At 55.3% G+C, this 20,858-nt stretch carries 15 protein-coding genes; 9 read left to right on the top strand and 6 right to left on the bottom strand.

Features of this window, described 5'->3' with window-relative positions; genetic code table 11:
- Nucleotides 1-1,705: 1,705 nt before the first annotated feature.
- A complete protein-coding gene (locus FF011L_RS07610) occupies nt 1,706-2,494 on the bottom strand; it encodes a class I SAM-dependent methyltransferase (RefSeq protein ID WP_145351046.1) in 789 nt (262 codons plus the stop codon).
- Nucleotides 2,495-2,669: 175 nt separating this feature from the next.
- Between FF011L_RS07610 and gap the strand changes: the two genes are divergently transcribed.
- The gene (gene gap / locus FF011L_RS07605) at nt 2,670-3,695 is read left to right on the top strand and encodes a type I glyceraldehyde-3-phosphate dehydrogenase (RefSeq protein ID WP_145351045.1); all 1,026 of its coding nucleotides are present in this window, start codon (nt 2,670-2,672) and stop codon (nt 3,693-3,695) included.
- 296 nt (nt 3,696-3,991) lie between these two features.
- Entirely contained in the window at nt 3,992-4,519 is a 528-nt protein-coding gene (locus tag FF011L_RS07600; RefSeq protein WP_145351044.1) for a Coa1/Tim21 domain-containing protein, read from the top strand.
- A gap of 242 nt (nt 4,520-4,761) precedes the next feature.
- Here FF011L_RS07600 and FF011L_RS07595 read toward each other — a convergent pair whose 3' ends face one another.
- The 4 genes from FF011L_RS07595 to FF011L_RS07580 all read right to left on the bottom strand — a co-directional run bounded on the left by FF011L_RS07595 (nt 4,762) and on the right by FF011L_RS07580 (nt 10,082).
- Nucleotides 4,762-6,687: a Xaa-Pro dipeptidyl-peptidase gene (locus FF011L_RS07595; RefSeq protein WP_145351043.1), complete on the bottom strand. Its 1,926-nt coding sequence runs from the start codon at nt 6,685-6,687 to the stop codon at nt 4,762-4,764.
- Between the two features lie 99 nt (nt 6,688-6,786).
- Nucleotides 6,787-7,746: a dihydrodipicolinate synthase family protein gene (locus tag FF011L_RS07590; RefSeq protein ID WP_145351042.1), complete on the bottom strand. Its 960-nt coding sequence runs from the start codon at nt 7,744-7,746 to the stop codon at nt 6,787-6,789.
- Between the two features lie 51 nt (nt 7,747-7,797).
- Nucleotides 7,798-9,090: an NAD(P)/FAD-dependent oxidoreductase gene (locus FF011L_RS07585; protein ID WP_145351041.1), complete on the bottom strand. Its 1,293-nt coding sequence runs from the start codon at nt 9,088-9,090 to the stop codon at nt 7,798-7,800.
- The gene (locus tag FF011L_RS07580) at nt 9,087-10,082 is read right to left on the bottom strand and encodes a proline racemase family protein (RefSeq protein ID WP_145351040.1); all 996 of its coding nucleotides are present in this window, start codon (nt 10,080-10,082) and stop codon (nt 9,087-9,089) included. The genes FF011L_RS07585 and FF011L_RS07580 overlap by 4 nt, the downstream gene beginning before the upstream one ends.
- A 591-nt stretch (nt 10,083-10,673) precedes the next feature.
- On the opposite strand from FF011L_RS07580, the gene FF011L_RS07575 reads away from it, so the two are divergent.
- Nucleotides 10,674-11,594 (top strand): dihydrodipicolinate synthase family protein, encoded by a 921-nt coding sequence (locus FF011L_RS07575; protein WP_145351039.1) that lies wholly within the window; start codon nt 10,674-10,676, stop codon nt 11,592-11,594.
- A gap of 112 nt (nt 11,595-11,706) precedes the next feature.
- Here FF011L_RS07575 and FF011L_RS07570 read toward each other — a convergent pair whose 3' ends face one another.
- Nucleotides 11,707-13,215, bottom strand: coding sequence for a family 16 glycoside hydrolase (locus FF011L_RS07570; RefSeq protein WP_145351038.1), 1,509 nt, complete (start codon nt 13,213-13,215; stop codon nt 11,707-11,709).
- A 247-nt stretch (nt 13,216-13,462) separates the two neighbouring features.
- On the opposite strand from FF011L_RS07570, the gene FF011L_RS07565 reads away from it, so the two are divergent.
- The 6 genes from FF011L_RS07565 to FF011L_RS07540 all read left to right on the top strand — a co-directional run bounded on the left by FF011L_RS07565 (nt 13,463) and on the right by FF011L_RS07540 (nt 20,812).
- Nucleotides 13,463-14,503: a galactitol-1-phosphate 5-dehydrogenase gene (locus FF011L_RS07565; protein ID WP_145351037.1), complete on the top strand. Its 1,041-nt coding sequence runs from the start codon at nt 13,463-13,465 to the stop codon at nt 14,501-14,503.
- A 480-nt stretch (nt 14,504-14,983) separates the two neighbouring features.
- Nucleotides 14,984-15,847, top strand: coding sequence for a tetratricopeptide repeat protein (locus FF011L_RS07560; protein WP_145351036.1), 864 nt, complete (start codon nt 14,984-14,986; stop codon nt 15,845-15,847).
- Nucleotides 15,844-16,113 carry a WXG100 family type VII secretion target gene (locus FF011L_RS07555; protein WP_145351035.1) on the top strand — a complete coding sequence of 90 codons (270 nt, stop codon included), beginning with the start codon at nt 15,844-15,846 and terminating at the stop codon, nt 16,111-16,113. Before FF011L_RS07560 ends, FF011L_RS07555 begins: the two co-directional genes overlap by 4 nt.
- A gap of 7 nt (nt 16,114-16,120) precedes the next feature.
- Nucleotides 16,121-16,621 carry a hypothetical protein gene (locus FF011L_RS07550; protein WP_145351034.1) on the top strand — a complete coding sequence of 167 codons (501 nt, stop codon included), beginning with the start codon at nt 16,121-16,123 and terminating at the stop codon, nt 16,619-16,621.
- Entirely contained in the window at nt 16,618-16,872 is a 255-nt protein-coding gene (locus FF011L_RS07545; protein WP_145351033.1) for a hypothetical protein, read from the top strand. The genes FF011L_RS07550 and FF011L_RS07545 overlap by 4 nt, the downstream gene beginning before the upstream one ends.
- A gap of 4 nt (nt 16,873-16,876) precedes the next feature.
- Complete coding sequence (locus FF011L_RS07540) at nt 16,877-20,812, top strand: FtsK/SpoIIIE domain-containing protein (protein ID WP_218933073.1); 3,936 nt, start codon at nt 16,877-16,879, stop codon at nt 20,810-20,812.
- Nucleotides 20,813-20,858: the final 46 nt, after the last annotated feature.

The raw sequence follows: 20,858 nt of genomic DNA, 5'->3' as shown, positions 1-20,858 counted from the left end.
TGCCAGTGATTCCCCCAATGGAAAGACTGCACGAAACTCTTCTTGCGAAGAGACCGTGCAGTTTTTTATTGCGCATCCAGCGACGCCGCGACGACAGAGATTTGGGACGTGAAGTTGGGAGTTGGGAGTTGGGAGTGGGGAGTGGGGAGTTGGGAGTTGGGAGTGGGGAGTGGGGAGTGGGGAGTGGGGAGTGGGGAGTGGGGAGTGGGGAGTGGGGAGTGGGGAGTGGGGAGTGGGGAGTGGGGAGTGGGAGTGGGAGTGGGAGTGGGAGTGGGAGTGGGAGTGGGAGTGGGAGTGGGAGTGGGAGTTGGAGTTGGAGTTGGAGTTGGAGTTGGAGTTGGAGTTGGAGTTGGAGTTGGGATGCGAGGTTGGGGCGGGGCGGGGCGAAAACCTGGCTCCCCTCGCCCTCAAAACAAGCTTTCTTAAAACAGGTTGGATATTGAATCAACGGTTCGCCAGCTAGTTCAATTGACCGAGACTCAAAGGCTTGTTTTGGGGGAGAGGGGCTGGGGGAGAGGGGGCTGACAGAGGCAAGCAAGGCGTGACATAACCGCTTGAAATACGGGGCGTTCACTGGGCTTGCGCTGCAAAATCGCCGCCTGGAAATATCCCCTCTCCCCCAGCCCCTCTCCCCCAAGCAAGCTCCGCCAAACCAAACAGAAAGGCAGAGATCCCGGAATGAGCTAGCTCAGATTTCTTCCGCAACAAAGAGCTTGCTTAGGGGCGAGGGGAGCCAGACTTGCGTCAGCAAACAAAATCTCGCTCCCCTCGCCCTCAAAACAAGCTTGATTAAAACAGGTTGGATATTGAATCAACGGTTCGCTAGCTAGTTCAATTGACCGAGACTCAAAGGCTTGTTTTGGGGGGAGAGGGGCTGGGGGAGAGGGGGCCGACAGAGGCAAGCAAGGCGTGACATAACCGCTTGAAATACGGGGCGTTCACTGGGCTTGCGCTGCAAAATCGCCGCCTGGAAATACCCCCTCTCCCCCAGCCCCTCTCCCCCAAGCAAGCTCCGCCAAACCAAACAGAAAGGCAGAGATCACGGAATGAGCTAGCTCAGATTTCTTCCGCAACAAAGAGCTTGCTTAGGGGCGAGGGGAGCCAGACTTGCGTCAGCAAACAAAATCTCGCTCCCCTCGCCCTCAAAACAAGCTTGATTAAAACAGGTTGGATATTGAATCAACGGTTCGCTAGCTAGTTCAATTGACCGTGAATCAAAGGCTTGTTTTGGGGGAGAGGGGCTGGGGGAGAGGGGGCCGACAGAGGCAAGCAAGGCGTGACATAACCGCTTGAAATACGGGGCGTTCACTGGGCTTGCGCTGCAAAATCGCCGCCTGGAAATACCCCCTCTCCCCCAAGCAAGCTCCGCCAAACCAAGCAGAAAGGCAGAGATCCCGGAATGAGCTAGCTCAGATTTCTTCCGCAACAAAGAGCTTGCTTAGGGGCGAGGGGAGCCAGACTTGCGTCAGCAAACAAAATCTCGCTCCCCTCGCCCTCAAAACAAGCTTTCTTAAAACAGGTTGGATATTGAATCAACGGTTCGCCAGCTAGTTCAATTGACCGTGACTCAAAGGCTTGTTTTGGGGGAGAGGGGCTGGGGGAGAGGGGGCTGACAGAGGCAAGCAAGGCGTGACATAACCGCTTAAAATACGGGGCGTTCACCGCATCTGCGCTGCAAAATCGTCTCGCGGAAATCGCCCATGCGTTACCCCTTCTTTGCGATCACGAAGAAGCCACCGGGGATGGTCGGAACGAACGGCGACAACAAACGTGTGCCTCGAATGTCGATTCGCTCGACCTGTTCAATCTTGAATCCCGCGCCGCGAAGGGCCGACAACAATTCTCGCCGCGAGAAAGAGTGCAGGAACATGTCGGCTAGGTTTCGGTACCCGTAGACATGGTCTCCGAAATCATGATCGGCGGTCGTCCAGCCAAGCCAACGGCTCCGCATCAGCCTTCGCCAGCCACCGGGATGTCGCAGCCAAGCCCCCCGATTGTGCGCATGGACCAGAAAAATCCCCCCTGGTCGAAGGATTCGGCAGACATGCGTCAAGAATTTTTTACGATACTTTTTCCCTTGGACCATCCCGAGAGTGCTGAAAAGGCAGATCGCATGGTCCACAGACTCGTCCGCGAAACAGTCCAGTTGGACCAGATTGGCACGGACGGCAGCCACGGAAAGGGCCGCTTTGGCAGCCTCAGCCGCCAGGTTTTCCAACATCGGTTGACTGAGATCGACTCCCAAAACCTGATATCCCAAGCCAGCCAACGGGATCGCCGTACGGCCATTTCCACACCCTAGATCGACCACAGAGGTCCTCTTACCCGGCACTGGAGCCGGCAGGACCGATGGGAGCAATTCCAAATCTAAGCGAACCAGCGGAGTTTCCGCGAGGAATTGTTGATAGTTATCCGCGATCGATTCGCTATGGGTGTAATCCCAGATACCAGGGGAAACACCGGGGGGCAATTGCCAAAGGGGTGGACGCGACAAAGGGGAAACTCGAGTTCAAAAAGTCGGGGGCTGGCTAGGCGGGAAAACGGGCCGCTATAATCTGCTCCGCATTCAGACCGCTGCGGTCGATCCGTCCACAGCCTAATCTCTGCCAATCCAGTCGGCGCACCGGCGCCAAGACATTTTTTAGCGATACTTTCTTGGGAGAACTAAATTGACCATTCGAGTTGCCATTAACGGTTTTGGACGTATTGGACGTTTGACGTTTCGGAATCTGGTAGAACGCGGAAGCGAATTCGAAGTTGTCGCAGTGAACGACCTGACCGACAACAAGACTTTGGCAACCTTGCTGAAGTACGACAGCATCCACGGCCGTTTCGATGGAACCGTCGACTACGACGACCAGCACTTGATCGTTAACGGCAAAAAAATCCATGCCTTGGCAGAGCGTGACCCACGCAATCTTCCTTGGGGCGATCACAAAATCGACGTCGTGATCGAATCGACCGGTTTCTTCACCGCTCGTGCCGCTGGCGAAAAACCAGGCTACGACAGTCACTTGGTTGCCGGAGCTAAAAAGGTCATCCTTAGCGCTCCAGCCAAAGACGGTGCCGACCTGACCTGCGTTCTGGGCGTCAACGACGACCAACTGACCGCCGACATGAAGTGCGTCAGCAACGCAAGCTGCACGACCAACTGCTTGGCTCCTGTCGCAAAAGTTCTGAACGATACGTTTGGTATCGAATCGGGCCTGATGACAACCGTTCATGCTTACACCAATGACCAGAACGTCCAGGACCAACCGCACAGCGACCTCTATCGTGCACGTGCCGCAGCCCTGAACATCATCCCAACCTCGACCGGAGCTGCAAAGGCTGTCGGGTTGGTGATCCCAGAACTGCAAGGCAAACTGACCGGTATCGCCATGCGAGTTCCTGTTCCTACGGGAAGCGTTGTCGACCTGACCTGCAACCTCGGCAAAGACGCGACCAAAGAGTCGATCAACGCCGCGATCAAAGCAGCTGCTGAAGGTCCAATGAAGGGAATTCTCTTCTACGCCGTTGACCCAATCGTCAGCAGTGACATCGTTCACGACCCACACAGCAGCATCTTCGCTTCGGACTTCACCCAAGTTTTGGGTGATTCCGGACGCTTGGTCAAAGTTGTCAGCTGGTACGACAACGAGTGGGGCTACAGCAGCCGCACCGCCGACTTGGTCTCCAAATTCGGCAACATGTAAAAAACGCTGAACAAGCGTTGCGATTCCTAGAATCAAAATAGGATGCCCAAAGAACCCTTTGGGGAATCCTTCAAAGCTGAACAAAAACGCCACGCGAACCTTCGCGTGGCGTTTTTTTAATGGTCCAACCGCGCTCGGGCTCTGCTGGAAATCGATTTTTGTCCGCTTCAATCACGAAAACTGGATAGAACCCTCCACTTGCATCTGGTCGATTTAGCCCACCGACAGCGGTAGACTGTGGACTGACCATTCGCTTGTACGTCGCCCACCTGTACCGCTTTTCAATATCAATCGCTATGTCCAATTCCCCTTATTCCGAACCGGGCTCCATTCCCCCGGCCCCCCCTCGCCCGGACAACACGCTTAAGATCGTACTGATCATTGTCGGGGGTCTGCTGCTGATGGTAATGCTGGTATGTGGCGGAATCATGACAGCAGGGTACTTTGTCTTTCAGAAGGCATCGGAGACCATTTCCGAAGCAATGTCGGGCTCGCTTGCCGATCGCTATCTCGAAAACGCCGAATCGCGAGAAGCACTTGGCGAAGTCGTATCGACCGAAATCGACTTCGATTCGATGTCCTCGGACGAGGAGAACGCTTCGCTTGAAGTCAGGGTTATCGGGACCAAAGGAAAGGGGACCCTGATCATTGGCACCGACGAAGACGGCACGGAGAACGTGCAGCTGGTGATGGACGACGGCCGCATCATTGATCTCCCTCCACCGGTCCACCAATTTGAAGAGGAGGAAGTGCTGCTGGAGGAAATCGGTCCGCTCGCCCCCACGGAAGACTCGGCCGAAATGCTGGAACCGATAGAAAACTGACTGGAGTGGTAAGTTCATAAGGGACGCATTGCCGGTCTGCCCACGCTCTGCCGAGCGTAGCTCCGTCATTGCCGTAGCTACCGTCGCCAGCCGGTGGGCCCGACTGCATGACCGCCACGACAACACTCGTTGCGTCGACACTCCAAGCGCACAAGCCCGCAGCAAAAGGTCCGTTTCCGGGCTGGCCCTGGCAGGTTCACAACCCGCTGCGTGACGGCTTGTTGATTTAGTGATTGTCGCCTTTACTCGGTCGCGGCGGCGCTCTCGAATTTGATCGCGGCTTCGCCTCCGACGACTGGGAGCATCAGTTTTGTTGCTCGCAGGTCAAACGTTAGCTCCGTGCCCGGCTTAGGCCAAAGCGTAAATTCCCGGTCGCTGGACATAATCAGCAATCCGATCTGTTGACCGGCAGGAATGATTTGATCGTCGGGCTGCAGATCAAAGGAGACGTCATAGAACTGACCTGGCTGCAGAGGCTGGCTGCTCCGCATCGATTCTTGGTTTTGAGGATCGGCCCAACCACGGGTGATGATGTTGTCGGTGATCTTTGCTTGGGGATCATCGTTCCAGGGAAGCGAAACCAGCCAGACCGATAGATTGGCTGCCGGTTTACTGCTCGCCACGCGGACCGAGATACGGGCAACGCCTGACAGATGAACAGGCTCTGCTAGTTTCGGTGTGACGTAAATCAAGCGATGGTTCGTCGATTCAGCCTTGGCAAGCGTCTTTCCATCGAATGAAACATTGTCGACCAACATTTCCGTCGCCGGACTAGAGGGTGAAACCGATCCAAGCGTCAAAGCCCCTTGTTCCGGTGCATTCCCCTGCAACTTCAGCTCGACAGGTTGCGCATCGGGATGTGGATAATCGGGATAAGCGGTCGGTTCCCCTTTTTCATCAGCCTCACGAACGATCCATGCCTTGGCATCCTCTTCCACTTTGTTTTCGATTCCGTGTAGGTACCGCGTGAACCAGCGGTTCATCATCTTCATTGGTGGAGGGCCTCCGTGGCCGCCCTGATGATAATAAATCTGCACGGGAACATTCCCCTTCTTCTTCAACGCAGCGGTGATCCGGTAACTGTGCTCGGGAACCACGTTCCAGTCATTAAACCCGTGAGCCATTAAGACGGGGGCACGCAGTTTTTCCAACTGGTTCAGGTAATCGCGACCGGCCCAAAAATCGTTGTAGTCTCCGGTTTCGCGGTCCATCCCAGGGCCCATTTCTTCGTCCCGAACATCGCAGTTACAGGCTTCCCAGAACTCCGGGTTGCCGCTGTGAATGAAGTCATACAGGACATCGATATCTTCTCCCAAATATCCACCGGGATGGCGCACCAATCCATTCGAGCGATAGTAGTGATAGTACGACGTATTGGGAGCGATCGGGATAATTGCTTCCAGTCCTTCCACTCCCGTTGTGGCAGCCGCCAAGGGTAGCGTTCCGTTATACGACGTGCCTGTCATCCCAACTTTGCCGGTCGTCCAGTAGGCAAGTACCGGCTCGCCCCCGTCAGGAGCCGTAAATCCTTTAGCGCGACCATTCAGCCAATCGATCACGGCCTTAGGCGCCAGCGATTCATTCGAACCACCTACAGTGGGACACCCCTGCGATAGCCCCGTTCCAGGAGAAGACGAATGGACCACGATATAGCCGCGTGGAACCCATTCTTTCAAGTGCGTTTTCGCGATGATCGGGCGGAGCCCTTTGCGTTCAAATCGAGGCCCCTTTTTATGCTCCGGTGGCGTTTCGCCCAGCTCATGCTTGGGGTCCCAGAAATACTCAAGGTCATTGCCAGCGGTACCCGCAAAGTAGGGGCTGGTGACATAGACAACGGGCAATTTCAGACCGTCGATTTCGGTTTCTTGAGGGCGTGTGACAGCGACGTGAACTCGGTCCAGTTTCCCGTCCTTGTCGGAATCGAACTCGGTTTCCACCCAAAGATCGTGGCGGATCCAGCGATCAGGATCCTCGAACGCTGGGACGACTTGAGCTTCGCCATCTTTGAAAACGGGCACCGCAGCAGCCTCGCTCTCTTCAGCATGGAGCCCTCCTGGCAAACAGACGCTCGCTACGATCGCTATCGGTACCAACAAGAAGTGAAGGGAAAGCCCTTTTCGGCTGCTCGCGAGATCAATCAAAGTGGTACGCCTGATTCGAGAATCCATCAAGTTTCCAATGGTTAAGGAGGGACGACGAGCAAAAAAAGGATTTAAGGGTTGAGTGTCTTGGACTTCTGCCTCGCGAACGGTTGCTTGCGATCTTCGTTAGCCCATTGTACTTGAACGATACGCTTTTCCCGCCCAGTGGCTCCACCATGTTTTAAATTGCTGGTACTGGGCCATCACAAAACCAAGTTGGCTTGGACTGAGGGCGTCCGTGGGATTCAAATTCCGTTCGTACGCGGAATCTCCTTCCAAGACCATCAAGCGTTTGTAGTAGAGGACCAAATCAGGGCCATCATCAAACTTGGACAGAACGGTTAAAGCCTCGCTCAGTTCTTGGGCGTATTGTTTGGCTTGAGCGTCCCCTGCGGCGGCCGCTTGGCACAGTCTGACAAACTGCAAAACTTCGTTGGGCAGACAATTCCCAATTCCCGTAATCGCTCCCTTTGCTCCGCAGTGAAGGAAGCCATGATAGACCTGCGTATCGACCCCAACCATCAGCAACAGATCATCATCCCCGCTAGTGATGTGTTCCGCGGCATAACTGAGCGATTGTGCCCCACCAAATTCTTTAAATCCAACCAGATTTGGAAATTCAGCACGAAGGTCGAAGAATAGATCCGCTTTGGTTTCAAACCCGTAATAGGGGCTGTTGTAGATCACCGCAGGAAGCCGGGGGGCTGCGCCCAGAACCTCGGCAAAATGGTTTCGTTGGGCGGCGGGTGAAGTACCGCGAGACAGAACACGCGGAATGACCATCAACCCTCTTGCTCCAACCTGCTGCGCGTGGGCAGCGTGGGCAGCTGCTAATGCAGTGTTCTGAGCCCCCGTTCCCACGATCACGGGAATTCCCGCCGACGCCAATTCCTGCACACCTTGCTGTCGCTGCGCATCGGTCAACAACGGCCAATCCCCCATCGATCCACAATAGATTACCGCCTGCATTCCAGTCGCCATCAGACGTTGGGCAGTCGCAATCATCGCCGGGAAATTCAGCGAACGATCTTCGTGGCAAGGGGTCATGATGGCTGGAATACAGCCTTGAAAGATCGTGGTATCCATCAGCGACAACCAATAAAAGAGTAGAAACAGGAACACGCAACTTATGGATTGCTAGCCATTAAATCGCGAAAGAGAATAAGGATAGGGGTCAATGTGTGGCGTCACTTCCGAAGCGATTTCAGCGACCAGTTTTCCCGTCGCTGGCGAACTGGCTAAACCGATCATCCCGTTGCCAGCGGCGACAATCACATTAGAAGCAGCCGGAGCACGGTCAATACAGGGGAGGCCATCGTAAACCATTGGCCGCCACCCACTCCACTCTTCACTCACTTCGGTCGGCAGCGGCTTGGCCAAATGGCTTTCAGCCGATCGTCGCAGCAGTTGTAATCGCTTGCGATTTAAGGACCGATCGTAACCGGTGAACTGCATCGTCGAACCAACCCGAAATCCGGACTGCATCGGAGTAACGGCGACGTGGCTTTCTTCAAAAATCATCGGTATTCTTGGCTGTTCTGCAAACGCGGGCATCGTAAACGAATACCCTTTGCCAGGCTGGATCGGGATCTGACACCCGAGCGGTTTCGCAAACTCCGGAGCCTCTGCACCGGTCGCCAATACCATCACCTCGGAATCGAACGTACCTTGATTGGTCTGTATCGCCAGCAGTTTTCCGTTCTCAATCCGCAACGACTGAACCGTGCAGTGTTCATGAATATGCCCCCCAGCGTTTTCGATTTGTTGCCGCAGGCCCTTCAGCAATTTGTCGGGTCGAACGTGGGCATCATCAGGAAAGTGCCAACCTCCTCCCAACCCTTTTTTCAGAGCGGGCTCCAATTCCGACAAAGCCTCTGCTGGATAAGCGTCGATCCGCAAGCCAAATTTCTCCCGCAGCAAATCAGCCGTCGTGGTGTACGCTTGAAATTCGTGCGATGATTTATAGACCAGCATCAGCCCGTTCTCTTGCCACTCACAATCGCAGTCGGTCGCGGCAAGGAACTGCCTGTAAAGATCGCCGGACGAAACCAGAAGAGCATGCCGGCCAGCCGCCGCGATGCTTTGTTTCGCTTCGGTGCATTCTCTGGCAAACCGATATAGCCACTTCCACAAAGTGGGATCCAGCCGCGGGGGAATCGACAATGCGCCCCCCGGGGTCAACAACGCAGGGAGCGTTTTTGCGATCACTCCAGGTCCCGAAAGTGGCAGCACATGGCTGGGGCAGATGTAGCCGCAATTTCCATGAGAGGCTCCACTGCCAAACGTATCACGCTCGAAGACGCGAACCTGCCAGCCTGCCTGCTGCAGGTAAAAGGCACTCCAACCGCCAACCAAGCCTCCGCCAACGACAATGGCCGTTCGGCGGGAAGCCGTAGCGTTTTCAAGATTCGCGGATCGATCCAAATTCATGGCATTCTTGAGGAGTTATCGGCAGGCAGGCTGGCTGGCATGCCAGACTGCGAAACAATGCCATGCCGAAACGGGTCGTCCTCGCCAAGGACAAACCGAATCTCTGCGGTCACGTAGGCCCGCCCTGTGATCGTGGGGCGAATCCCATTCTCTGCCGGTCGATAGGTCCCCTCAAACAGACTTCCCACGATGGAAGCCTGTCGCCAAATTTCTCCAGGCAGCAAATGGCCGTCGGCAGCCAAGCATGCCAATTTCGCACTCGTACCGGTACCGCATGGCGAGCGGTCATACTCTCCGCCGGGGCACAACACAAAATTCTGGCTGTGCGGACTGCCGGGACCTTGGGAACCAGGCCAGGGGGCACACAGTTCAACATGGTCAATTTCAGCCCCCTCATCGCCGGTCACCCCGTGCTGCTGCAAAGCTTGTTTGATTTCCTTGCAGCGGGCGAGATGAACATCGCGAGTCGCGTAGTCGAGTGGCGGCGACGAGACGAGAAAAAACCAGTTTCCCCCATAAGCGATATCTCCGAGGACGGTTTCTCCGGAAGGAAGCGACACAAGAACCTGCTTCGCTGACCGATAACTAATCACGTTCTCGATAGAAATCGCACCGTCATCATGCAAGGTTGCGGAAACCATACCTGCAGGAGTTTCAAAGACATGTTTTCCCGCGACAAGCGAACCGCGGTGGGCCAACGCACGAACCACGCCAATCAGTCCATGGCCGCACATTCCCAAGTAGCCGCGGTTATTAAAAAAGAGAACGCCTGTCGCCGATTCGGGTTCTCGCGGAGGGACCAACAAAGCGCCAACGACCCAGTCGCAGCCTCGCGGTTCATGGATTAAGGCGGTGCGCAGATGGTCGAAATCCTGGCGAAATCGCACCACCCGTTCCGCCATGGTCCCTGTCCCTAAATCGGGGCCCCCGGAAAAGACGACGCGAGTCGGTTCGCCTCCGGTATGGGTATCAACGCAGTCGATTAATCGCATAAGTAGAACAGTTCAGCGTCGATAATGCTCAGTGAAAAAGAACAAACATGCGACTGCCATTGTAGCAATGATCGATGCAAACGTATTCGAGTAAATGCCCTCGTCCTCCGGTGCGAGAAAGTACGCTCCCTTAACACGATCTAGCGTAAAAGGGCGCTGGCGCCCGAGCCTCCGAAACAGCAAAGGCACCCGAACAAGTCCTGCTGAGAGGTCCCGTCGCCAACTTGGCCTGGCGAGAACCACTCCACCTTGACTAGCTGAGCAGGCGACGACGAGGTGCCCGCCACGAAGATGGCTGGCGGGTGTGTGGGGGGGAATGCAAAATGAGAAGCGAAAATTGCAAAATACAAAATGGCTGTCCCTGCTAAGCACTTCTCACTTCTCACTTCTCACTTCTCACTTCTCACTTCTCACTTCTCACTTCTCACACAGCTAGTACAATCTCGAGCCCGCATCCAGCCTCCCCAGCTCATCGACAAAACCGCAAACCAACCACCAGCGTGCCTACGCCCTTCCGCTACAATTGAATATGGATAACTTATTTGTGGACGGTCCTTTTTCGCACTCTTTTACTCCCGCCGGATTCGCTTGATGGATACCTCGCCTCAGACCCCCGAACGACTTGCTGCCAGTGTCTTTGCCGTCCCTCCGATGGCTCGAAATTCCGAGCTTCAGGTATGCCCTACGCAGAATCAGAAGATCGTCTCACACTTGGAAGCAGGTGGGGTTAACCTGTTGCTTTATGGTGGAAATGCGGTTTTCTACCATATCCGGATGCAGGAATATGCTCAGACGTTGGCAATGCTGACCGACATCGCCGGTCCTCAAACCGGCGTGGTCCCTTCGATCGGACCAGCCTTCGGAACCATGATGGACCAAGTCGAAGTCCTTAAAGATTTCGATTTTCCAACCGTGATGGTCCTTCCCTCCCGCGATGTCGCGGACGCCGAAGGGATCGCAACAGGAATTCGTAAAGCTGCCGAGGCGTTGGGCAAACCGGTTGTCGTCTACCTGAAATTTGACCGCTGGTTGGCTCCACAAACCGTCGCCTCCCTGCTGGACGACGGTTTGGTTTCCTGGATCAAATATGCGGTCGTCCGCGACGATCCGTCCGAAGACGAATACTTGCAGGAATTGCTGGACGCGGTTCCCGGCGATCGTGTGGTTAGCGGGATTGGCGAACAACCAGCGATCATCCACATGCGTGACTTCGGAGTCGGCAGCTTTACCAGCGGTTGCGTTTGCGTCGCCCCCAAGAAGAGCATGGCGATGCTCCGGGCGATCCAAGCGAAGGATTACGACACTGCGGAGTCGATTCGCCAAGAATTCGAGGGCTTGGAAGACCAACGCAATTCGATCCATCCGATTCGCGTCCTACACCGAGCTCTCGATTTAGCAGGAATCGCAGAAACGGGCCCGATGCTGCCGCTGCTGAGCGAATTGACGCCCGAACAGGAGCAGATCCTGCAACCGATCGCCAAATCGTTGCTCGACCTGGATGCGTCAGCGTAAAAAAGAGGCTCCCCAATTCGCAATCCGTTCCGAGCATCCGCCTGAATAAGGCAGAGGACTCGGAACGGTTAAATGGGGGCGATAGGACCGGAGGCCCGACAGCAAGCGTTCGTTACTTCAGTTCACGAACCTGGACGTCACGCCAGCGAACTTCGTAAGGCCCCTGCTCCTTTCCGATACCGTGAACTTGAAGCCCGAAGAAACCTTTGTGAGACGATTTCTCATCCTCAAGGTCTTCGATTTTCTTGTCGTTGACCCAGGTCTGAATCCGGTCCCCGACGGCCCTTACGCGAAAGCGATTCCACTTGTCTTTGTTGTAAGAGTTCTTGATCGGTTGTTCGGGACTGATCCAACCACGACCGGTTCCTTCGCTGTAAATGTAAGCGGATTCACCGGGACTTGATTCGATTTCGACCTGAGGCCCATGAACTCGGCCCGACTTATAATCAGGCAAACTGCGTGAGCGGATCTGGACGCCCGAGTTTAGGCCGTGGTCCACGTTGACTTCGAACGTCAATTCAAAGTCCTCGTATTCTTTGTCGGTACACATAAACGAGTTCGGACTACCGACAGCGGTTTTGCCGATGATCATACCGTCTGTAACGCGATAGGTTGCCGTGCCATTCTTTTGTGACCAACCGGTCAGGTCCTTACCGTTAAAGATTTTTACCCAGCCCGGGGCATCCAAGGCGGGAGGCGCATCAAAATCGATCGCCGCGGTGTCTTTGCCCCCGATTTCAGCAGGATCCCGCAACGCAGCTTTTTCGCTGGTGAGAGTCTGTTCACTAACAGGTGGCGTGGTGACTTTTCCTGTGGCGGCCCATTCGGTACCTCGCTGCAACGTGACCTGAAACGCAACCCCTTTCATCGCTTCGTTGTCGTGTCCCAGCGTTGTGTGGAACACGCGGCCATCGCCATAAGCGACACTCATTAGAATCGGTTCATGCTTATCGGTCCCGCCCGTGTCGGGACTGCTGAAAGCGGTTGCCAGAACATGCATATTTTCAGCAGGTCCGCGAAGTTCCGCGTACAGTTCATCAGCCGCCTGCATCCAAGAAGAGGGCAGCCCCTTAGTAATTGGATGGTTGGTGTCACGGACGACAACCAAGAACGGATGCCGGCGTCCGTGGCTACCGCCTCGGCCTTTGTCAGCTTGGCGGACAATTTTTCCATTTTGCCAACGCACGTAGGGACCACTCTCTTCATTTCGTCCGCCCCAGCCGCCTAGGCCGATCATCCGGTTGTAAGCTTCCCATCCCGGGAAGGCGTTATCCGCGGCATGAACGGAAACGAACCCGCCGCCGCCGGAGACATATTCCTCAAAGGCTTTACGAGTCGCCTCGCTCCATGGCTGTCCGTTGTAGTTAGAGACCACAACGTCGTAGTCACTAAAAGCTGGCTGGAAGGAAGTCATGTCCCCTCCTTTCGCTGGGCTGGTCGCAACATCCACAGCAAATTGTCCCGTTCCTTCAAGAACCTGGACAATAAGAGGGCTTGTTTCCTTCCAGTTGTGATTATTTTGTCCGTCGACCAGCAACACTTTTAGCGGCTCCGCTGAAAACCCGCTGGTCGCTGCCAAGGCAAGGAGGATGGTGAGGCCAAAACTACGATACTTCGACATGCAGAGGATCTCCGGAAGGGTGGGTTTTTACTTTCGGGTTCTATTCTAGGCCCTTAGCAGCGGCAAATGGAATTCACTCTCACGCAAAATGCGGCAGAAATTGGCGGAACCTGCAAAGCCGATCGGGCAACGCGGGGATCGTCAGACGCGTGATCGCAGTGCTAGAATGTCGCAAATATATTTTGCCACCGATCGGCACCTGCAGGACACTTCCTCTTCCTCACCTCCTTGCCCCAACCAAAACACTATGAAAGCGTTACTGCTAACTGAATACAAGAAGATGGAATTGTCGGAAGTTCCAGAGCCAGAAGTCGGGTCTCACGATGTCCTTATCCAGGTCGAAGCATGCGGGATCTGTGGCAGTGACATCCATGGATACGATGGCAGTACCGGCCGCCGCATCCCCCCCCTGGTCATGGGACACGAGGCGGCGGGGATCGTGGTTGCGATCGGCGACCAAGTCGATTCCGGAGTTGCCATCGGGGACCGGGTCACGTTTGATTCGATGGTCTCCTGCGGCAATTGCCACTTTTGCCGGAAGGGTCATGCGAACCTTTGCGATAACCGACGCGTCCTTGGCGTCTCTTGTGGCGAATACCGGCAGCACGGGGCATTCGCCGAACGGATTGCGGTTCCTCAGCATATCGTTTACTCCCTTCCTGATGACCTCCCTTTCGAACACGCAGCCTTGGTCGAAGCGGTATCGGTCGCCGTCCATGCCGCCAATGTGACGGATGTGGAACTGGGCGACACCGCGGTTGTCGTCGGCACCGGAATGATCGGACTGCTTACCGTGCAAGCGATTAAAGCGGCGGGCGCGAGCTGCGTGATTGCCGTTGACGTCAACGACAAACGATTGGCCGTCGCCAAACAACTGGGAGCCACATACACCATCAACGCCAACGATGAAGATGTGGCAAACCGAGTCGCAGAACTAACCAACGGCCGTGGTGCGGATATCGCTTTGGAAGTCGTGGGGACCACCGCCACCGTGCAGTCCGCAATCGCATCGGTCCGCAAAGGAGGGCATGTCACTTTGGTTGGGAATGTCAGCCCCACCATCGATCTGCCTCTCCAGTCCGTGGTCACGCGCGAACTAACGATAAAAGGAACGTGTGGCTGCAACGGCGAATACCCAGCCTGCATCGCATTGATGAGCAGCGGAGCGATCCAGGTTGCCCCCCTGATCACCCAGCAAATCTCTCTTGCCGACGGGCCGCAGTGGTTTGAACGACTGTACGCAGGAGACCCCGGCCAGATGAAAGTGGTCATCCGCCCACAACAGTAACCGGTCGGTTTCTCTGATTCGAATGCCCCGCGATCACTCTCCCGCCCAGCAACCGATGGGCGGCAGTAAATGGCGACGATGGCATTCTGGGCGTCGAGACGAGTCAACAGACGAAATAAAGATTCACGCGGCGAGAGGGTTCCGTTTCACGCACGCAACGCGAACCAAACAGCGCTGCCGTTATGCCGCTATAAACGGCATAGCCCAAACAGCTGGTTAGCGAACGGTTTTCAACCCGTTTTGCGTTGCTCGCATTCAGCGACCCTGTTGCATTCCAACCAGCAAACCGGCGGAATCATCAGGACCAGCGTCAGTTCCATCAATGTGAAACGCCCCCCAAGACGCCATCCGCAGCGGGCTTTATTTGGCACCGGTACCTGACGTTTTCCCGAACGTTGTTTCGACACCGTTGGGGAAAACGAGTTACACTTAATTATTGACTCTTTTCTTTCAGTCTTATTAGCAGAATCGAGGCGTGCCATGTCTGAAGACGCCCCTGATAACAATCCTTCCATCCAATTAAGCCCATTGGAGGGTGGACCGTGGCGACCCGTTCAACCGGAAGAATTGCTCCGCCGTGGCGTCGTTGCCGAGGATCCCAGTGATGAATCTCCTCAACCTGTCGATTCAGCGGTCCAGCTTCAACGTCGGCAAGAACTAGAACGCTTCCTACAGCCCAATCCTGCGGACGTCGACGCCTATTTAGAATTGGCACAAATCTATCGAACCGAAAATCGCCCCATCGAGGCTCGCAAAACGCTTCAGCGAGGCCTGCAGGTCCAGCCCGACGATCGCAGGCTATTGTGGGAATTCGAAGAAGCCAAATTAGCACAATCGCTACAACACCTCCGCTCCGCACGTGAACTTGCGATCCGGTACCAGACGGTCGATTCGGAACTGGAACTGGAACGAGCCAAAGTCAATTGGGCGGCGCGACGGGTCGAGGTCTGCCGCGGAAGACTGGCAAGATCGCCAGAAGATACGGCATTGCGGGTTGTGCTAGGCGAAGCCCTCCGCGATCTGGAAAAATTCAAAGAAGCGATCGATGCAGTGGCAACGGCTACCCGAATCGATGCCCTTGCCCCGGCTGCTTATTTGCTGCGGGGACAATGTTACCAAGCCCTTGGCAAGCCGATGAAAGCCCTCCCCGAATACCGGGCGGCAGCGATGCGACGTGCGGTTCCGGCGGACCTTCCTACGCGGATCACCGCCCTTCAGGCGGCAGTCGACCTAGCGTCCCATGTCGGTCTGCCAGCCTCATTGAAGCGATACGAACGTTTTCTCAAAATGGCGCTCGCCGAACGAGACCTTGCAGCCAACTCCAACTCCCCAGCACGTTCATGAACCAAGCCATTGCCGACCCCGACGAACTGCGTCGTTTCGCCAGCCATCTGCGCGATTATGCGGAAGATATGAAGCAACGCCACGCTGCCTTGGCCAGTCACATGCACGAATTAGAGCAGACTTGGCGTGACGAACAGCAACGAAAATTTGCCTCTGAATTTGAACAGCAACTTCGGCAGATGAACCGTTTGCTTGCGGCCACCGAGCAACACCTTCCCTATCTGGTACGGAAAGCCGATCAGATCGAATCCTATTTGCGCGGTTGAGATCCTTATGCAAAGCAATGTCCGTGACTTAGAAGTTCTACAGCGTCTTGATGGGGGACTGCTGAAATGGGCTCACGCCATGGATGTATCGGTCCAGGAAATTCGCCACGCCCTACAGCATGCCCAAGAATGGATCACCAGCGATCAGCCTGCGTACTGGAAACAACAAACCACATTAGCCGAGCGGGACTTAAACGCCGCGCTCGATGACCTTCAGCAAAAACAATCGACCACCCGCCCTGGGGATCGTGCCCCCGCAACCGAAGCCAAAAAGCGGGTTGCGACGGCAAAAAATCGGATGGCGTTTTGTCGCGAAAAACAGCTTCGCTGCCGCCACCATCGCCTGCAAATTGAATCGGCACTCAATGCGGCGACCGGCCCCATCGGCAACATGCAACAGACGCTTGATACGGGGATTCCAAGAGCCCGTTCCGATTTGCAACAAATGCTCTCCGTCCTCCAGCAATACAGTCAAACCAAACTTCCTCCAGTCGATCCAGAGCCATGAGCGCCCGCATCCAAACCACTCTCGGACAATTGACCGACTGCGAAAACCGAAGTCGCCGCGACTGGCGCGATTTCGCCCGCCTATGGAGCGAAATCAAAGAAGACTGGCAGGACCAGCGACGCACTCGCTTTGAAGACGAACACCTAGCTCCCATTCCTGTTTCGCTGAATCGGCTGTCAGCGGTACTAACAGAATTGCGTGATGTACTGCAGACGGCCGAACAAGATCTACGCGACCGCAACCAGGAATAACAACATGCCGAAAACGCTTCCGGCCCCCACAGGATTGCTTTCCCCTCAGCGCCAGGAGCGACTGCTGCGCGGTCTGATGGACCGCGCGGCCAATGCAGACAAGCTACGCGAGAAACTAGCAGAAGATCACGCAGCAGAATTGAAAAATGAGCAAGAGCAAGCGGCACAACTGCGACAACAAACGCTTCAAGATTGCCGTCAACAACGAAACAACTTTCTACGCACGTGGGACGACGCAAACGAACGGTTGATTTCAAAATACGAAACAGAAACCGTTGAACTGCGAACCGAATTAAAACGCTTGGCCGTCCGTTTCGAACAGAAGCGGAAAGAAGAACATCAAGCGATCGCCAATAAAGTGCGTGCTCGGTGTGCTGCGGTACAACATCAATACGAAACGCAAAAACCGCTACCCACCGAGAAACGCTTAAAGCATGAATCGCGGCTGGATCAAGCGATGCTCCCCTTAGTGGAATCGCTGGACGAGGTCCGCGATGTGACGGCTAGGCGTTTAAGCGGTTTGCCGACGGTCCCCCCAATCCCGGAATCCGATCAAGAAGCAGCACCGGAATCGGTTCAAGAAGCGGTCGATGCGATCGAAACCGCCAACCGAATGATCCGCGAAAACCTTCGCAAACTCTACAGCAGTACTCCCTCAAAACTGGTCGATACTTTTTGGATCCTGCCATTAGGAGCGGCCATTTTTGTACTCTGCTGGTCAATCGGTTGTTTCCTGTTTGTCGAAGAACACCTGCTGATCGCACTACTTTCAGGACTGGGAACCGCTTTGTTTCTGTTCTTCAGCGTCCTTGCGATCCTGCAGTTTCCACTGCGGCGACAGACGCGTCGCGACTACCCGGCGGCCGAACACTTCGCTGCGATGGGAGAACGCGCGGCAAAAACAGGGCGAGCGATTGCGAAGAAAAAGGCCCAAGCTTTTGCTCAGGACCTGCTCAAGACCCGCGACTTCCACCTGAAGGCAGCCGAACGGTGGCAGCGTGAACACATTGCCGAAACCAATGAAAAATTAGCAGCACATGAGAAGACCGAACGGGAGCAACTGCAAGGAAAACAGATCGAAATCGGGATGGAATTCCAACGGAACATGGATGCTGTCGATCAAAAGATGCACACCCAGGCAGAAGAACTGACAGCCCAGATCCAAACCCGCCTGCAGCGCGTTGAAGAAGATTTTAGCGTTCGCCAAGAACGGCTACTCGAAAAGAACCAAAGCGAAATAGAACATTTCAATCAGCGATTCACGGTCACCGTCGAACGCGGGCTACAACGCATCCGCGACTATCAACGCATTTGGCAAGAACGTTTTCCCGTTTGGCAGACACCGCCGCAATGCTCCGGTTCCAGTACGCTTGATTACCTTCCTGTCGGACGGATCGATATCCACGATCCGCTTCGCCAAGTGATGGGGCAGTCGGCAACCTACGCCGGGGTCCAAGGTTCACCCGATTCCGCATCCGAAGCGCTGCCCCAGTGGTTACCCGTTGCCCTCCATCGCAGACTGCATGCAGGAATCGTGATCGACTGCCCGCCAGAGAAAACAGAGAAGGCGGTCGAACTGGTTCATTCCCTGCTGTGGAATGCCTTCCGAGGCGTCACTCCCGGACGTTGCCAAGCGACATTGCTTGACCCCATCGGACGCGGCCAGCATTTTGCGGGTTTGATCGCGCTGTCCGATCATGACGGAACATTGGTAAACAACCGCGTCTGGACGGCTCCCGCACAGATTGAAACTCGGTTAGCCGAATGGACGCAGCACAATGAAGACGTGTTGCAATCCTGCTTACGCGACCAATTCGATACGATCGAAGATTATAACCAAATCGCGGGATCCCTCGCCGAACCTTATCGAATCGTCGCCGGGGTTGGACTGCCCGGCGGAATCACCCCCGAATCGGCGAATCATCTGCGGGCGATGGTCGACAGTGCACGCCGATGTGGCACGTTCCTGATTCTTGTCCGAGACGAAACGCTGCCGTGGCCGAAGGAATTCCCCTCGTTGGAGGACCCCCGCCTGATGCGCATGCGGATCGATTCCGAAAACGAGTGGAGCTACCTAGACCATTCGTTCTCAAAACACGCGTTCCTCCCCTGTGCTCCCCCTCCAATTCCCGATCAACTGGGCTGGACCGAGGTTATCGGGCAAGCGGCGGTCGCAGCCAATCGCGTCGAAATCCCTCTGCAAAAAATCCTTCCCGCCGGTTCGATGGGAACGTCCGAGTCGTCCGATACTTTGGAAATCCCGATCGGCAGCCAAGGCGCCTACCGCAGCCTTGCACTGAAACTAGGGGAAGGCGTTCGCCAACATGTTTTGATCGCCGGTAAAACGGGGTCGGGAAAAAGCACGCTGCTGCATACGATCATCACCGCGGGAGCGATGCTTTACACGCCCGCGGAACTACAGATGTACTTACTGGATTTTAAGAAAGGGGTTGAATTCAAAGCCTACGCGGATGGGCCTCTTCCCCATGCTCGCGTTATCGGGATCGAAAGCGAAAGGGAGTTCGGACGCAGTGTCCTCCAACGTTTGGACGCCGAACTACAACAACGCGGCGAACAATTCCGGGAAGCTCGCGTTCAGGATCTTGGCGGTTACCGCAAAGCCACCCATCAGTCGCTACCGCGAATCCTGTTGGTAATCGATGAATTTCAAGAAATCTTCCTTCATGACGATCGAATTGCTGCCGACTGCGCGATGTACCTCGACCGCTTGGTGCGGCAAGGGCGTTCGTTTGGCATGCACGTCATCCTCAGTAGCCAATCACTGGCAGGCTCCTACGCGTTGCCACGGGCAACGCTGGGACAAATGGCTGTCCGAATTGCCCTGCAGTCCAGCGAAGCCGATGCAGCATTAATCCTGGCCGACGACAATCCAGCGGCCCGCGTGATCAACCGCCCCGGAGAAGCGATTTACAACGATGCCGGAGGGTTAACCGAAGGCAATCAACCTTTCCAAATCGCTTGGCTTTCGGGCGACGAGCAACAACGAATGTTGGCGGAAATCACCGCCAGGGATTCCAAATGGGAAGCGGAGCAAGATCACGAACCTGTGGTCATTTTTGAGGGGAATCGACCAACCAAGTGGACTCCGCGATTGCTTCAGGCCGCTTTCCAATCCAAACCGGAAGGGGCCCGTCAACTACGAGGACTGCTGGGAGAATCGATCGAAATCGGGCCGCCAACGCTTCTTCGTTTTCAGCCTCAAACCGGTCGCAACGCACTTGTTGTCGCGACCGCGGAACCAACGCTGTCGGTTCTAACAGTAGCCCTCTCTTCGATGTTTGCGGACTGGCAAGACCGCTACTCTCAATCCCCTGAAATCGTTTTATTGGACGGAAATCGAATCTCCGAAGAAGGAGGAGAACGCCCAAGCGATTGGTTGCAGGCAACCGGATTAACCATCGAATCGGTGTCGCCGCGGGATTGCGAAAGCGAATTAAATCGCTTGAACGCCTTGGTCGCGAAACGCTTGGCCGAGGGAGACGAAGCGATCAAAGATCAACCACCTACGGTGATCGTCATCACCCCGCTGGAACGGTTCCGTGAACTACGACAATCCGATTCCTATCAGTTCTCTCTAAACGAACAACAAACCCTCAGCGGGTCCGATGCCCTCCAAAGCATTCTAAAAGATGGTCCGCAAGCAGGGGTCTATACGATCCTCTGTTGCCAGACCGCCGAAACGCTGACGCGGTGGTTGCCACGTTCGGTGCACCATGATCTTGAAATTCGGTTGCTTGGACGGATGAGTTCAGCGGACTCGGCCAATTTGATCGACACGCCGATCGCCTCCGACCTAACCGCAGCCACCATGCTGATGTACGACGATGCCGACGGGAGCCTAAAAAAATTCCGTCTCTGCGAACGACCCGAAGCGAGCGAAGTGGCGTCTTGGCTAGACTCGGTGAACCAAGGAACCTAGTCCGCTACCAGCAACTTGCCTCCCGCTTTAAAAAATCCCATCCATG

Origin of the sequence: Roseimaritima multifibrata (assembly GCF_007741495.1) — a bacterium.
GTDB classification, from domain to species: domain Bacteria; phylum Planctomycetota; class Planctomycetia; order Pirellulales; family Pirellulaceae; genus Roseimaritima; species Roseimaritima multifibrata.
This window is presented reverse-complemented; position numbering and strand designations above follow the sequence as displayed.